Source organism: Flavobacterium sp. KS-LB2 (assembly GCF_036895565.1).
Classification (GTDB): Bacteria; Bacteroidota; Bacteroidia; order Flavobacteriales; family Flavobacteriaceae; genus Flavobacterium.
In genome coordinates this window covers 3,336,392-3,349,443 of the sequence record NZ_CP145904.1, presented here as the reverse complement: position 1 = coordinate 3,349,443, position 13,052 = coordinate 3,336,392, and the positions used below count along the sequence as shown (strand labels likewise).

13 protein-coding genes are annotated in these 13,052 nt (G+C 36.0%); 5 read left to right on the top strand and 8 right to left on the bottom strand.

Annotated elements, in window-relative coordinates:
• From V5J73_RS14370 to V5J73_RS14350, 5 genes are all read left to right on the top strand, one after another.
• Positions 1-510, top strand: a complete 510-nt coding sequence (locus V5J73_RS14370; protein ID WP_338646672.1) for a DinB family protein — start codon at positions 1-3, stop codon at positions 508-510.
• 39 nt (positions 511-549) lie between these two features.
• Positions 550-936 (top strand): c-type cytochrome, encoded by a 387-nt coding sequence (locus V5J73_RS14365; protein ID WP_338646670.1) that lies wholly within the window; start codon positions 550-552, stop codon positions 934-936.
• 212 nt (positions 937-1,148) lie between these two features.
• Positions 1,149-1,619: a methylated-DNA--[protein]-cysteine S-methyltransferase gene (locus V5J73_RS14360; RefSeq protein ID WP_338646668.1), complete on the top strand. Its 471-nt coding sequence runs from the start codon at positions 1,149-1,151 to the stop codon at positions 1,617-1,619.
• 81 nt (positions 1,620-1,700) lie between these two features.
• Positions 1,701-2,414: a 3'-5' exonuclease gene (locus V5J73_RS14355; RefSeq protein ID WP_338646666.1), complete on the top strand. Its 714-nt coding sequence runs from the start codon at positions 1,701-1,703 to the stop codon at positions 2,412-2,414.
• 77 nt (positions 2,415-2,491) lie between these two features.
• Entirely contained in the window at positions 2,492-3,931 is a 1,440-nt protein-coding gene (locus V5J73_RS14350; protein ID WP_338646665.1) for a nucleoside recognition domain-containing protein, read from the top strand.
• Positions 3,932-4,045: 114 nt separating this feature from the next.
• Here the strand turns inward: V5J73_RS14350 and V5J73_RS14345 are convergent, their stop codons facing one another.
• From V5J73_RS14345 to V5J73_RS14310, 8 genes are all read right to left on the bottom strand, one after another.
• Positions 4,046-4,705 (bottom strand): CoA transferase subunit B, encoded by a 660-nt coding sequence (locus V5J73_RS14345; RefSeq protein WP_338646664.1) that lies wholly within the window; start codon positions 4,703-4,705, stop codon positions 4,046-4,048.
• A gap of 2 nt (positions 4,706-4,707) precedes the next feature.
• Positions 4,708-5,409: a CoA transferase subunit A gene (locus V5J73_RS14340; RefSeq protein WP_338646663.1), complete on the bottom strand. Its 702-nt coding sequence runs from the start codon at positions 5,407-5,409 to the stop codon at positions 4,708-4,710.
• 162 nt (positions 5,410-5,571) lie between these two features.
• Complete coding sequence (locus tag V5J73_RS14335) at positions 5,572-7,881, bottom strand: penicillin-binding protein 1A (RefSeq protein ID WP_338646662.1); 2,310 nt, start codon at positions 7,879-7,881, stop codon at positions 5,572-5,574.
• A gap of 9 nt (positions 7,882-7,890) precedes the next feature.
• Positions 7,891-8,370: a gliding motility lipoprotein GldH gene (locus V5J73_RS14330; protein ID WP_338646661.1), complete on the bottom strand. Its 480-nt coding sequence runs from the start codon at positions 8,368-8,370 to the stop codon at positions 7,891-7,893.
• Positions 8,354-9,658, bottom strand: coding sequence for a PSP1 domain-containing protein (locus V5J73_RS14325; RefSeq protein ID WP_338646660.1), 1,305 nt, complete (start codon positions 9,656-9,658; stop codon positions 8,354-8,356). Before V5J73_RS14325 ends, V5J73_RS14330 begins: the two co-directional genes overlap by 17 nt.
• Before the next feature lie 185 nt (positions 9,659-9,843).
• On the bottom strand, positions 9,844-11,211 hold the full coding sequence (gene trhO / locus V5J73_RS14320) for an oxygen-dependent tRNA uridine(34) hydroxylase TrhO (RefSeq protein ID WP_338646659.1): 1,368 nt from the start codon (positions 11,209-11,211) through the stop codon (positions 9,844-9,846).
• Between the two features lie 151 nt (positions 11,212-11,362).
• Entirely contained in the window at positions 11,363-11,773 is a 411-nt protein-coding gene (locus V5J73_RS14315) for a BrxA/BrxB family bacilliredoxin (RefSeq protein ID WP_091172289.1), read from the bottom strand.
• A gap of 101 nt (positions 11,774-11,874) precedes the next feature.
• On the bottom strand, positions 11,875-13,026 hold the full coding sequence (locus V5J73_RS14310) for a lycopene cyclase family protein (protein ID WP_338646658.1): 1,152 nt from the start codon (positions 13,024-13,026) through the stop codon (positions 11,875-11,877).
• Positions 13,027-13,052 lie beyond the last annotated feature (26 nt).

The window sequence follows — 13,052 nt, the reverse complement described above, 5'->3', positions numbered from 1 at the left end:
ATGAAAAAATGTTTAATAATAGTGGTTTTATTGCTTTCCAATAGCATTTTTGCACAAGTTGAAGTAATTGCTACTTTCATCGAGAAATGGGATAATTCCAAAGATTATTTAGTAGCCGTTGCACAAGCCATGCCGGAAGATAAATATGATTACAAACCTGCCGAGCGGGAAATGTCATTTAGAGAACAATTATTTCACATACAAGAGAATATGGATTGGTTGAGTACAACGCATTTTTCGGAAGAGAAATATGTGAAAAAAGAAGCCGTAAAAGGACTCTCTAAAGCGCAAATCATCCAAGAAATAAAAAACTCTTTTGATAAAGCAAAGGCATTTGTACAAAAAACCAATGATGCTGAATTATCCCAAAAAGTAGCTTTTTTTGCTGGTCCAAAATCAAAATTGCAAATACTCAATTTGATGCAAGATCATGTTACGCATCACCGAGCGCAAATTTTAGTATATTTGAATCTGAATCAAATTCAACCACCCAAATATGTTGGTTGGTAATTTTTACTACTTTAGAAAAGAATCATAAAAGAAATTAACATGAGAAAGACGCTGTTTTTATTTGCCGTTTTAGCCTTTGCTTCTTGTAAAAAAGAAGAAGTCAAAAAAGAACCCTTATACCCAACTACTACCGAAGAAATTGCCCAAACTCCAGCTGAATTAGGGGAGGAAATTTTCAAAGGAAAGGGAAATTGCGTGGCATGCCATCAAGTAGACAAGAAAGTGATAGGACCAAGCCTGCAGGATATTGCTAAGATTTACAAAGATAAAAACGCAAGCATTGTAACGTTTTTAAAAGGTGAAGGAGAGCCTATTGTTGACCCAAGCCAGTACGAAGTCATGAAAACAAACTTCGCTGTTACAAAAGCCATGTCTGATGACGAATTGAAAGCCTTAGAAGCCTATGTATACTCGCATCTGAAATGATCCTGATATTTTTCATGAGCTAATCCCGCTATCCGCTATATCTTTTATGTCCGCTGCGGCGGACATAAAAGGATACCGCTGCTATCGGGGCTAAAATAAAAAAACCATTCGTTACAACGCGTGGTTTTTTTATACTCAAAACCTTCTACTTTTGTTCCGTTCTGAATCTTTTCTACTTTGAGAACAAGAGAAATTATTTTTATCCTTAAAAAATGGAAACAGCTTACATTAAAACACCTTTAGGAATTGCCAGAATCATTGGTGATGAAAACGGAATTTCGGTAATTTCAGTTACTGATGAAGGCAAGATTTCTAACACAATCCCAGCTGTTTTGCAAGAAGCGGTCTTACAACTCCATGAGTATTTTGAAGGAAAACGAACCGATTTTGATTTTAAACTTAATCCAAAAGGAACTGAATTTCAACAAAAAGTTTGGAAAGCATTAATAGCCATTCCATACGGAAAAACCAGAACATATCTCGAACAGTCCAAAATTTTAGGCGACGTTAAAGCGATTCGCGCAGTAGCCTCTGCTAATGGGAAAAATCCGTTGTGGATTGTAGTTCCCTGTCACAGAGTCATTGGAACAGATGGTTCATTGACAGGATATGCAGGAGGATTATGGCGCAAAAAATGGTTGCTCGAACATGAAAATCCTACTACGCAACAAAGTTTGTTTTAGTTGTTTATGAATAAATATCTTATATTCGTCAGAGAAATCCGTGTAAATCCGTAAAATCCGCGTCATCTGCGTGCCATAGAAATGATAGAAAAAATAAATCTCAATAACATTCTGTTTCTTGATATAGAAACCGTTCCAGAAGCCGAAGATTTCAATGCGTTAGATTCTGAAATGAAAGAGCTGTGGGAACACAAAACGCAATACCAGCGTAAAGATGAATACACACCCGAAGATTTTTATGATCGTGCGGGAATTTGGGCTGAGTTTGGTAAAATTGTATGTATTTCAGTGGGTTATTTTACCATCAAAGGCGATATTCGGAATTTTAGAGTAACTTCTTTCTTTGGAGAAGAAAAGAAAATATTACTTGATTTCAATAACTTATTAAACAATCATTTCAACCAGCCACAACATGTTTTGTGTGGGCACAATGCCAAAGAATTTGATATTCCCTTTCTTGCCCGACGGATGATTATCAACCAAATTGCCATTCCGAACAAACTGAATTTGTTTGGAAAAAAACCTTGGGAAATTCCACATTTAGATACCTTGGAATTATGGAAATTTGGCGATTACAAACATTTTACTTCGTTGAAATTGATGTGTAAAGTCCTTGGAATCCCTTCTCCAAAAGGCGATATCGACGGTAGCCAAGTAGGACATGTTTTTTATGTAGATAAAGACATTGATCGCATTGTGACTTATTGTGAGAAAGATACAATCGCAGTGGCGCAAATTTTCTTGAGATTACGACGAGAGGATTTGTTGATAGAGGAGGAGATTATTCACGTTTAACTATCATAACCCAATCAGGATTCAAAACCCTGATTGGGTTTGTTAATAAATAATTACATTTACAAAAATTATAAATTATGGTATTGAGTAGATTTTGGTTGGTCATTTTTATTTCAGCAATAGTATTTGTAGTGTTTAGTTTGTTTGCTGGAGACAGTTATACTATAGATCACGTTTTGAATGGGAAGAAAGACGACCCAATTCTGGTTTCTGAAAAATACATCGAACAAATTCCTGCTTTTATCAAAGATAGTATCAAAAAAGCGCCAGATCAAACCATGATTATCAATCGTGATACGCTAAATGCAGATACAACTTATGTTTTTAAAAATAAAACAGTAAAAATTTATAGTGGCGTTCAAAAATCAGATGGATTATTGCCAACGTGCAAAAGCACTTTATTGGATTTGATCCTTCCGTTAATGGCATATTTGGCTTTTTTCTGTGGACTGATGGAGCTTTTAATCATTTCTGGAGCCTCTGGGAAATTGGCTAAAGTATTGAGCCCAGTATTTGTAAAGGTGTTTCCTAGTATTCCAAAAGATCACCCTTCTATTTCATATATGACATTAAATTTCGCTGCTAATTTCCTAGGGTTAGATTCAGCAGCTACGCCTTTTGGTCTAAAAGCGATGGAGAGTTTACAAGAAATAAATCCTGAAAAAGATAAGGCAAGCGATGCTCAAATTATGTTCATGTGTTTGCATGCTTCTGGTTTAACCTTAATAGCCACTTCTATTATTGGCTATCGTGCTGCTGCCGGTGCCGCAAACCCTGCAGATGTGATGTTACCTTGCATTATCACCTCTTTTATTGGTACAATTGCCGCTTTTTTAATTGTTGGAATCAAGCAAAAAATTAATTTTAAGAGTGCTTCTTTAGTTGTGGCTTTGATGGCATTAATTGCCGCAATAATTGGTTTATTGATGTATGTAAATCATTTGGATTTGATTGGGAAAAACTATTTTACCTCTAATCTTTCTGCTTTAATATTGGTGGGGATAATTGCTTTTACGTTGATATTTTCCTTTATCAAAGAGAAGAAATTTACGGAGGCCAAAACTACAGTTTTCGAGGCTTTTGTAGTAGGAGCTAATAATGGTGTAAAAACAGGAGTGACTATTTTTCCTTATGTATTGGGAATGTTAGTTGCCATTTCTTTATTCAGAAACAGTGGTTTATTTGAAATTATTAGCAACTGGATTGCTTTCATTTTTTCTAATATGGGAGTAAGTAAGCAAATTACAGATGCCTTGCCAGTAGCATTACTTCGTCCCTTTAGTTCTGCCGGATCAAGAGGATTTTTGATTGATTCAATGAATACTTTTGGCGCTGATTCTATGACAGGACGGTTGAGCAGCATTTTTCAATGTAGCGCAGAAAGCACTTTTTATGTGATTGCTGTTTACTTTGGTTCGGTAAATATCAAAAATACCCGTTATGCTCTAGGAACGATGCTTTTGGTGGATGTGATTTGTGTGATTACGGCAATTTTTGTAGCCAGCTGGTTTTTTTAGAAATAGTTTCTAAAGAAGTTGATTTCCGGAAAGTAGTAAAAACAGAACATAAAAAAAACCACAGTCTTAATATATTTGATACTGTGGTTTTTTTATGTTTTTTAAGCTTCCTTATTACTCCATTTCCATTTCAGGAATTTCACCTTCAATGATTAAATTAGCTTCAGTAGAAGCAATGATATGCTCTACGGTTACACCTGGTGCGCGTTCCAATAGTTTGAAACCCTGGGGTGTTATTTCTAAAACTGCTAATTCAGTAACAACTTTTTTAACGCAGCCTACGCCTGTTAATGGTAAGGTACATTTTTTAAGGATTTTTGATTCTCCAGCTTTGTTAACGTGCATCATGGCAACAATAATATTCTCGGCAGAAGCCACTAAATCCATTGCACCACCCATTCCTTTGACCATTTTACCTGGAATTTTCCAGTTGGCAATATCTCCATTTTCGGCTACTTCCATAGCACCTAGAATAGTTAGATCTACTTTTTGGGAGCGAATCATTCCAAAACTCAATGCCGAGTCAAAGAAGGATGCGCCAGGCAATGTAGTGATGGTTTGTTTTCCTGCATTGATGATGTCCGCATCTTCTTCGCCTTCAAAAGGGAAAGGCCCCATTCCAAGAACGCCGTTTTCACTTTGAAATTCAACGTCAATTCCCTCAGGAATATAATTGGCTACTAATGTTGGAATTCCAATTCCAAGATTCACGTAGTAGTTGTGTTTTAATTCTTTTGCAATGCGTTTTGCAATTTGATTTTTATCTAAAGCCATGGTTAGAAAATTTTTCTTACTGTCAGTTGTTCAATTCTTTTCTCATATTTTTCTCCTTGAAAAATTCTACTTACAAGTATTCCAGGAATATGAATTTCATTTGGATCTAAACTTCCTACAGGCAATAATTCTTCGACTTCTGCGATTGTAATTTTTGCTGCTCCCGCCATGCTAGCATTAAAGTTACGAGCGGTTCCTTTGAAAATTAGGTTTCCAGCTTCGTCACCTTTCCAAGCTTTTACAATAGCAAAATCAGCTTTATAGGCTAATTCCATGATATGCATTTTCCCGTTGAATTCGCGAACTTCTTTGCCTTCAGCTACTTCTGTTCCATATCCTGCAGGAGTAAAGAAAGCGGGAATTCCGGCTTGAGCTGCGCGACATTTTTCAGCGAGTGTTCCTTGTGGAGTCAACTCTACGTCTAATTCTCCTGAAAGCATCTGACGTTCAAATTCTGCATTTTCACCTACATAAGAAGAAATCATCTTCTTAATTTGGCGCTTTTTCAAAAGCAGTCCAAGTCCAAAATCATCAACACCTGCATTATTTGAAATACAGGTTAAATCTGTCGTTTCTTTTTTTACTAATTCGGCGATAGAATTCTCTGGAATACCACATAACCCAAAGCCACCAAGCATAATAGTCATACCGTTTTCAATTCCTTGAAGGGCATCTTGAACGTTGTTTACTTTTTTGTTAATCATAAAAATGAGTTGCTATTTATCGTATTTTAATCTATTGATTAATTAAGTTTTAAGTGCGAATACCTAAGTACAGATAGTCCCGATTTTTCGGGAGAGATTCTGTTATTAAGAAGAACGAAGCAACCTCTCGATATGTGATTGCTTTGTTCCTCACAATGACTTTTATAATTCAAATTCTTCAGTATCTTGTTCTACAGCAGTTGTATCTACTACTTTTTTAGGGACGTAACAATCTACTTTTATAGAAAGATTGGCTGGTCTTTCAAAAGATTCTTTAGAAACTTTAAGGGCTGGATCTTCGTAACATAATTTCATGAAATACCCCCAAACCGGCAATGCAGCTGTGGCTCCCTGACCATACGTGATACTTTTAAAACGAGCGGAACGATCCTCGCAACCTACCCAAACTCCAGTTACAAGATTAGGAACCATTCCCATAAACCAACCATCAGACTGGTTTTGAGTAGTACCTGTTTTTCCTGCAATAGGATTTTTAAATTGATAAGGATAGCCTGTCCAACGATTATCACCGTTACCGCCACCAGTAGTACGCAAACGATCTCCAGAACCGCCTTCGGTTACACCTTCTAGTAATTTGATGACTGCATAAGCGATGTCTTTATTTAAAACATCGTGAGATTCTGGAATGGGTTCGTAGATGATAACGCCACTCTTATCTTCAATTTTAGAGATAAATTGTGGTTTCATATATACCCCTTGATTCGCAAAAGTGCTGTAGGCTGCAACCATGTCTTCTACGGTTATTTCTACAGCTCCAAGTGCAATAGATGGTTGATTTACAATTTCGGATTTAACACCTAATTTATGGGTTAAATCAATCACGGCTTCTGGTCCTACTTTGTCAATTAATTTGGCTGAAACTGTATTTATCGAGTTAGCCAAACCTCTTTTTAGGGTAACCATTCCGCGGTATTTATTGTCAGAATTTTTAGGTTCCCAATCTTCGGTAACATGATGGCGGCCTTTTCTAATCATGAAAGGTCCATCAACAATAGAGTCACACGGAGACATGTTCAACTGTTCGATAGCAGTTGCGTAAACAAATGGTTTGAAGGTTGAGCCTACTTGTCTCGCCCCTTGTCCTACGTGGTCGTATTGAAAGTATTTGTAATTGATACCACCTACCCAAGCTTTTATATTACCAGTTTGTGGTTCCATTGCCATTAATCCGGATTGCAAAAAGTGCTTGTAATAACGTATTGAGTCTAATGGTGTCATGATGGTGTCTTTTTCTCCCTTCCAAGAAAAGACCGTCATTTTTGCTTTTTCGCTGAACGATTTTATAATTTCTTCTTCGCTTTTATCCATTGATTTCATCACAGCCCATCGGTTAGATGATTTCATTGCCTGATTCAGAATTCGTTGTGTTTCTACCGCAGAAATATTAACAAACGGAGCGTTTTTATTGTCTTTAGATTGATTAAAAAATTCTTCTTGAAGGTTTGCCATATGTGCAGTAACCGCTTCTTCCGCATGCAATTGCATTCTAGAATCAATGGTAGTATAAATTTTCAGACCGTCTTTGTAAATATCGTAATCTGAGCCATCCGGTTTTTTATTTTCTTCTGCCCATTTTTTCATGTAATCCCTAAGGTATTCTCTGAAATAAGTAGCGGTACCGTCTTTATGCGTTTCTAATTTAAAGTTTAATTTGATTGGTAAACTTTGTAATCTTTCTTTTTCTTCTTTTGAAATGATTTTTCCTTTTTCCATTTGCAAAAGCACAACGTTTCTTCGGTTTTTTACACCTTGTGGGTTTCGAACAGGGTTGTATAAACCAGAGTTTTTAAACATTCCCACTAATATTGCCGATTCGCTGATGGTTAAATCCTTAGGTTCTTTGGAGAAATAGGTTTTAGCGGCTGAACTTACTCCAACAGAATTGTTTCCAAAATCATACACGTTACAGTACATCGCAATGATTTCATTTTTAGTGTATTGTCTTTCTAGTCGAATGGCGATAATCCACTCTTTTATTTTTTGTACAATTCTAAAAGGCAGGAATTTAGATCCTTCTCCGTGGAATAATTGCTTGGCTAATTGTTGTGTCAACGTACTGGCTCCACCGCTGGTTCCTAAACTAGAAATAGCTCTTAAAGTTCCTCGTCCGTCAATACCAGAATGCTCATAAAACCGAGCATCTTCAGTAGCGATTAATGCTTGTACGAGGTTTTTAGGTAAGTCTGAATAGCGTAATTGAGACCTGTTTTTTTCAAAATATTTACCTAAAACCACCCCATCAGCTGATATAATTTCGGTAGCCAAGTTAGAATCCGGGTTTTCTAAATCTTCAAAAGAAGGCATCGAACCAAAAAGCCCCCAGGAAGCAAATAAGAAAAACAAACCGACCGCACCCATTCCATAAAAGAATATTTTCCAAAATTTCTTTTTGTAGTAAGTGATGTCCTTATCAATGTTTTTTGTCTGATTGTTATTTTTTTTGATAGCCATAATACTATTTTATTCTTTTTTTTCTATTCTAAAGCCTACTTCTGTAATTCCATCTAAAGCGGTAACTCCGGGAACTTTCCCGTTTTCTCTAACAGCATGTTTGATAGATACTTTGTATTTTGATTTGAACCGTACATTTTCCTTGTAAAAAAGCTTGCTTTCTTTTATGTCCGAAAAACCATTACCCAAAAGTGTTCCATCAGGATCTGCCATTTGGTATTCAAGCGTGTCTACTTTTGTGAAGCCATTTGGTAATTCCATTGCCACAATCAAAAAAAGATTGTTGTATTGATAATTGTTATTGTCTCTAACATTTATAAACAAATTATACCGTTTTGTTGAATCTAATTCCGGTAAATTGAAGGTTACAATACTGTCCTTATGCCACGCATTACCCACAGATTTATATTCATCAAAAACTCTTTTTTTATCACATGAAGAAAAGAGAATCACAACTAAAAGAAGTAAAGCGCTATTTTTTATCCACATTTTTTGTAATAATTATAGGTTTTCTAGGCTCAGCAGGCTTTTTATCAGCAGGAGCTGGCCGATTGTTGTTTGCGGGTTTATTGGTGTTTTGTGTTTTGTTGCTAGTTATTTTATTATTTGCCGGTCTATTGGCATTAGCAACAATTACATTTTCTCCAGCAGGTTTGCGTTTTTTATGTTGTTTTTTCTTTGGTTTTGGCTGATCAAAACGGGTTAAACTTTCCTGACCCATTGCGTTATTGAAGTTTTTCTCTGGCTCAGCAATAATCTCGATAGCATAATCTTCTAATGAAGAAACTTTGTTTTTTAGTTTGTTTTCGGCTACAATTTCTTTGACTTGCTCAATTTTCAGCACATGCCAATTAGCGAAATTATTGGTGTAGGCAAACCACATTAATCCTTTGAAAATATCTTGTTTCTGGCAAATGGCATCTCCTTTTTCAGTCACTAATTTTGTTTCGAAATCGGGGAAATCTTTCAACGCATCCATGTACGTATCCAACTCGTAGTTCAAGCAGCATTTTAATTTTCCGCATTGTCCCGCCAGTTTTTGTGGATTCAAAGACAGTTGTTGGTAACGTGCAGCTGAGGTGTTTACACTTCTAAAATCCGTCAGCCAAGTAGAGCAACACAGTTCTCTTCCACAAGAACCTATTCCGCCTAAACGAGCTGCTTCTTGTCGGAAACCAACTTGTTTCATTTCGATACGTGTACTGAATTCTTTAGCGAAATCTTTAATTAAGGCTCTAAAATCAATACGATCATTTGCGGTATAATAAAACGTAGCTTTTGATCCGTCTCCTTGAAATTCAATATCCGAAATTTTCATTTCCAGCTTTTGAGCAATCGCTAGTTCACGGGCACGAACCTTCATTGGCTCTTCGCGGTCGCGGGCTGTTGACCAAATATCAATATCTTTTTGAGAGGCTTTTCTATAGATTTTTGGAATTTCATTGCTTGCAGGATTGGCTCCTTTTTTCTTCATTTGGATGCGAACTAACTCACCCGTAAGTGTTACAATCCCTATGTCATGACCTGGCGAAGCTACGGTAGCAACAATGTCGCCCATGCTTAACGTTAGTTTCTCTGTATTGCGGTAAAATTCTTTTCTTCCGTTTTTGAAACGTACTTCAACACAGTCAAAAGGGGCGTCGCCATTAGGCAAACTCATATTTGAAAGCCAATCGAAAACCGTTAATTTATTGCAGCTATCGGTGCCGCAAGTCCCATTATTTTTACAACCCTTTGGTGCACCACCATCAGAAGTTGAACAACTTGTACATGCCATAATCTTATATGTAGTGTTGCGACGAGCACAACTTAAGTTCTTAAAACGTTTAATGTGTAAAGATAGTATTTTTTAATTTTATGGAACAATGCCTATTTGCGCTAATACATCATAAATTTATACTAAAATAACCCATTACAAATCAGATTGTAATGGGTTATTTTTATTGAATTTTATTCTAAATATTAGGCTATTATCTTATATAATTTATCCGATAATCGAATTCTAAATGGCAATTTGAATGTACAGGTATCTCCAACAATTGCTGTTTCTTGTACTAAATCATTCACTAGCATTTCTTCGATTACTAGTTGTTGTTCGCCAGTTGTAGTTCCTTTTATTAAAATGGTATCGCCAATTTTAATCTCGTTTTCTTCAATTAGAAACTGACCAATACTTGGTTTTGGAAAAAAATGAGTTCCTTTTCCGATATATTGTTTTTTAATTTTTACCTCTTTTTTAACGCCAGTTCTAGCATTTTTAGATGGTTTTTCAGCAACAAAAACACCATGCGTTTCTTCATTGTTTTTGAAAGTCAAAACGTCTGATTTTCCTTTTTTGAAAATCTTATTGCCGTTTTTAATGCCTCTTCGAATTGCTTTTTGTTCATCTTCTGGCAAATGAATCACAGTCACACATTCCGCAGAACAGCAGCCTTCCATTTTTTCCTTGCACGAATCACATTGGATAAAAAGCAAGTGACAACCTTCGTTCGCGCAATTTGTATGCACATCACAAGCTTCACCACATTGATGGCATTGTGAGACAATATCGTCAGTGATTCTTTCGCCCAAGCGGTGATCAAAAACAAAATTCTTACCTATAAATTTACTTTCCAGGTTTTCTTCCTTTATTTGTTTGGCATAATTTATAATTCCGCCTTCCAGCTGATATACATTTTTAAAACCTTGGTGTTTAAAGTAAGCCGAAGCTTTTTCGCAACGAATTCCTCCGGTACAATACATGACTAGGTTTTTATCTTCTTTAAAATCTTGTAATTGCTCGTTGATTATAGGCAAAGATTCTCTAAAAGTATCTACATCTGGCGTAATTGCTCCTTTAAAATAGCCAATTTCACTTTCATAATGATTTCTAAAATCAACTACAATAGTGTCTGGATTTTCTAAAATTTCGTTGAATTCTTTCGCCTTCAAATGAATTCCAATATTGGTAACATCAAAAGTAGCATCGTTCAAACCATCAGCTACAATCTTATCACGGACTTTTACAGTCAGTTTCAGGAACGAATGATCATCTTGTTCTACGGCAATATTCAGACGGATTCCTTTCATGAAATCATAGACTTCAATCGAATCTTTGAATGCATAGAAATTATCGGCAGGCAATGATAATTGGGCGTTGATTCCCTCACTGGCTACATAAATTCTGCCCAGAACTTCAAGAGAGTTCCACGCCAGAAATAATTCGTTACGAAATTGTGTTGGATTTGAGATTTGCGCATAAGCATAGAAAGACAGCGTAAGACGTTGTTTTCCGGCATCATCAATCATGATGGCTCTTTCCTCTGCGCTTAATGTGTTATACAGTTGCATGCTATAAACAGTTTTAAGTTGAGAAATATATTTTTTGCAAAAGTAAATAATTTAACCACAAAGTTCACAAAGAAGTCGCAAAGTTCATAAATAAAAAACCCTTTCAGAGTTCTAAACTCTGAAAGGGTTAATACATTCTAAAATGTAAATTTTAGCAATACTCGTTGAAAGCGTCTTTCAAGTTTTCAGCAATTAGTTCTGCTGGGCGACCTTCAATGTGGTGACGCTCTAGCATGTGTACTAATTCTCCGTTTTTGAACAAAGCCATACTTGGCGATGATGGAGGAAAAGGGAACATGTGTTGTCTTGCAGCATCAACTGCATCTTTGTCAACTCCTGCAAAAACAGTGATTAAATGGTCTGGTTTTTTAGCGCCATCTAAACTCATTTTTGCTCCTGGACGTGCGTTTCTAGCAGCACAACCACAAACCGAATTTACAACTACAAGTGTTGTTCCTTCTAATTTCATTGCGTTTTCTACTGCTTCAGCACTATGTAAATCTTGAAAACCTGCAGCAGTTAATTCCGCTTGCATTGGTTTTACCATTTCTTCTGGATACATATCTTTTTATTTTAAATCAAAATTAATTTTATCCTGCAAAGTTACAAAGTTTACAGTCAAGAATAGAAGTTCAATTATAAAGTTTTGTTATAGTTTGATTGTTATTTCATTGCTTTGAAAGCCACGTGAAAAATTGCTTTTATAAATAGCATTTTTGGACATTTTAAAATCACCTGAATATCTTCTTTTAGCGAGGTTTCTTCGTCCAGAAATTTAAAAATCAAGCTTGGATTTCCTTTTTTGAACATTGAAGAAAAGATGTGTGAACCCAATTCGTTTTTTCGGTCTAAAATGTCTAACAGAAGCAAATCGTAAAACCAGAATTTTGTCTTTCTATGAAATTTCGTAAAATCAGTTTCCCTTTGCAAAAAGGCTACTAATTCACTTGATTTTTTATCGGAATTTTTGAAAGTATAGCCCGTGCTCGCTTTTGTCCAACCGCCGGAAGTTCCTATATTGAGTACGTTTTTAGTATTCGCTTTCCAAAAAGGATAACACGTCATCGGGATGCTGCCTTGCTCTTTTTCGACAATTTCATAATTCGTTATCCCAAGTTTTTCAATGTATTGCTGGATTTCGTTTTCGTATTCTTCTTTTTTTAAATGCTGGTGCGAAAACAAGGTGTATTCCAGTAAAGCTTCAGTTTTTGATGTGGGTAACACGTACATAAAGCGCGTATTTCCTTTTTGTTTCACCGAAAAATCCATGAAAGTAGCTTGCTCTGAATTGAAAACAGGCTGCTCGCTTTTGATAAACCAACCAATAAAATGCTGTTGTAAAACTGGATATTTTGTCTGACTTTCTGCTTTGTGTTTGTTGTAAATACTATTGAATAATTTTGAGCACGAAAAGGATTCACTTTCGGTTTGTACCAGAATTATAGTTTCGGATTCTTCGATTTCCAACACTTTCTGGTTTACGAATGTGATGTTTTCTTGTTTCGAAAGCAAGTCAAATACCTGGTTGTAAAAATCCAGTCCTTTCACCATATTGTAGTCGTACGGTTGCAAGTCTAAATCCCTGCGAAAGTTTTCATTGGCAAACAAAGCCGAATCCCATTTCTTTGAAATTGATTGTTCCCAAACCGAATCGTTGGTTTTCCAAAAACACCAGGTTCTATCGTTGGTTTTTTTTGTGTTTTCATCCAATAATAAAATACTTTTGTCCGTAAACGATCCTGATTGAATCATTTTGTATACCGTCATCAAACCCGATAATCCAGCGCCGGTAAAAATATAATCGTAGTGTTTCATTTGGGAATTTGACATTTCCCCCAAAA

Excerpts from the sequence above, each read along its gene's own strand:
- V5J73_RS14370 (WP_338646672.1), top strand. The coding sequence starts at position 1 with ATGAAAAAATGTTTAATAATAGTGGTTTTATTGCTTTCCAATAGCATT.
- V5J73_RS14365 (WP_338646670.1), top strand. The coding sequence starts at position 550 with ATGAGAAAGACGCTGTTTTTATTTGCCGTTTTAGCCTTTGCTTCTTGT.
- V5J73_RS14360 (WP_338646668.1), top strand. The coding sequence starts at position 1,149 with ATGGAAACAGCTTACATTAAAACACCTTTAGGAATTGCCAGAATCATT.
- V5J73_RS14355 (WP_338646666.1), top strand. The coding sequence starts at position 1,701 with ATGATAGAAAAAATAAATCTCAATAACATTCTGTTTCTTGATATAGAA.
- V5J73_RS14350 (WP_338646665.1), top strand. The coding sequence starts at position 2,492 with ATGGTATTGAGTAGATTTTGGTTGGTCATTTTTATTTCAGCAATAGTA.
- V5J73_RS14345 (WP_338646664.1), bottom strand. The coding sequence starts at position 4,705 with ATGGCTTTAGATAAAAATCAAATTGCAAAACGCATTGCAAAAGAATTA.
- V5J73_RS14340 (WP_338646663.1), bottom strand. The coding sequence starts at position 5,409 with ATGATTAACAAAAAAGTAAACAACGTTCAAGATGCCCTTCAAGGAATT.
- V5J73_RS14335 (WP_338646662.1), bottom strand. The coding sequence starts at position 7,881 with ATGGCTATCAAAAAAAATAACAATCAGACAAAAAACATTGATAAGGAC.
- V5J73_RS14330 (WP_338646661.1), bottom strand. The coding sequence starts at position 8,370 with ATGTGGATAAAAAATAGCGCTTTACTTCTTTTAGTTGTGATTCTCTTT.
- V5J73_RS14325 (WP_338646660.1), bottom strand. The coding sequence starts at position 9,658 with ATGGCATGTACAAGTTGTTCAACTTCTGATGGTGGTGCACCAAAGGGT.
- trhO (WP_338646659.1), bottom strand. The coding sequence starts at position 11,211 with ATGCAACTGTATAACACATTAAGCGCAGAGGAAAGAGCCATCATGATT.
- V5J73_RS14315 (WP_091172289.1), bottom strand. The coding sequence starts at position 11,773 with ATGTATCCAGAAGAAATGGTAAAACCAATGCAAGCGGAATTAACTGCT.
- V5J73_RS14310 (WP_338646658.1), bottom strand. The coding sequence starts at position 13,026 with ATGAAACACTACGATTATATTTTTACCGGCGCTGGATTATCGGGTTTG.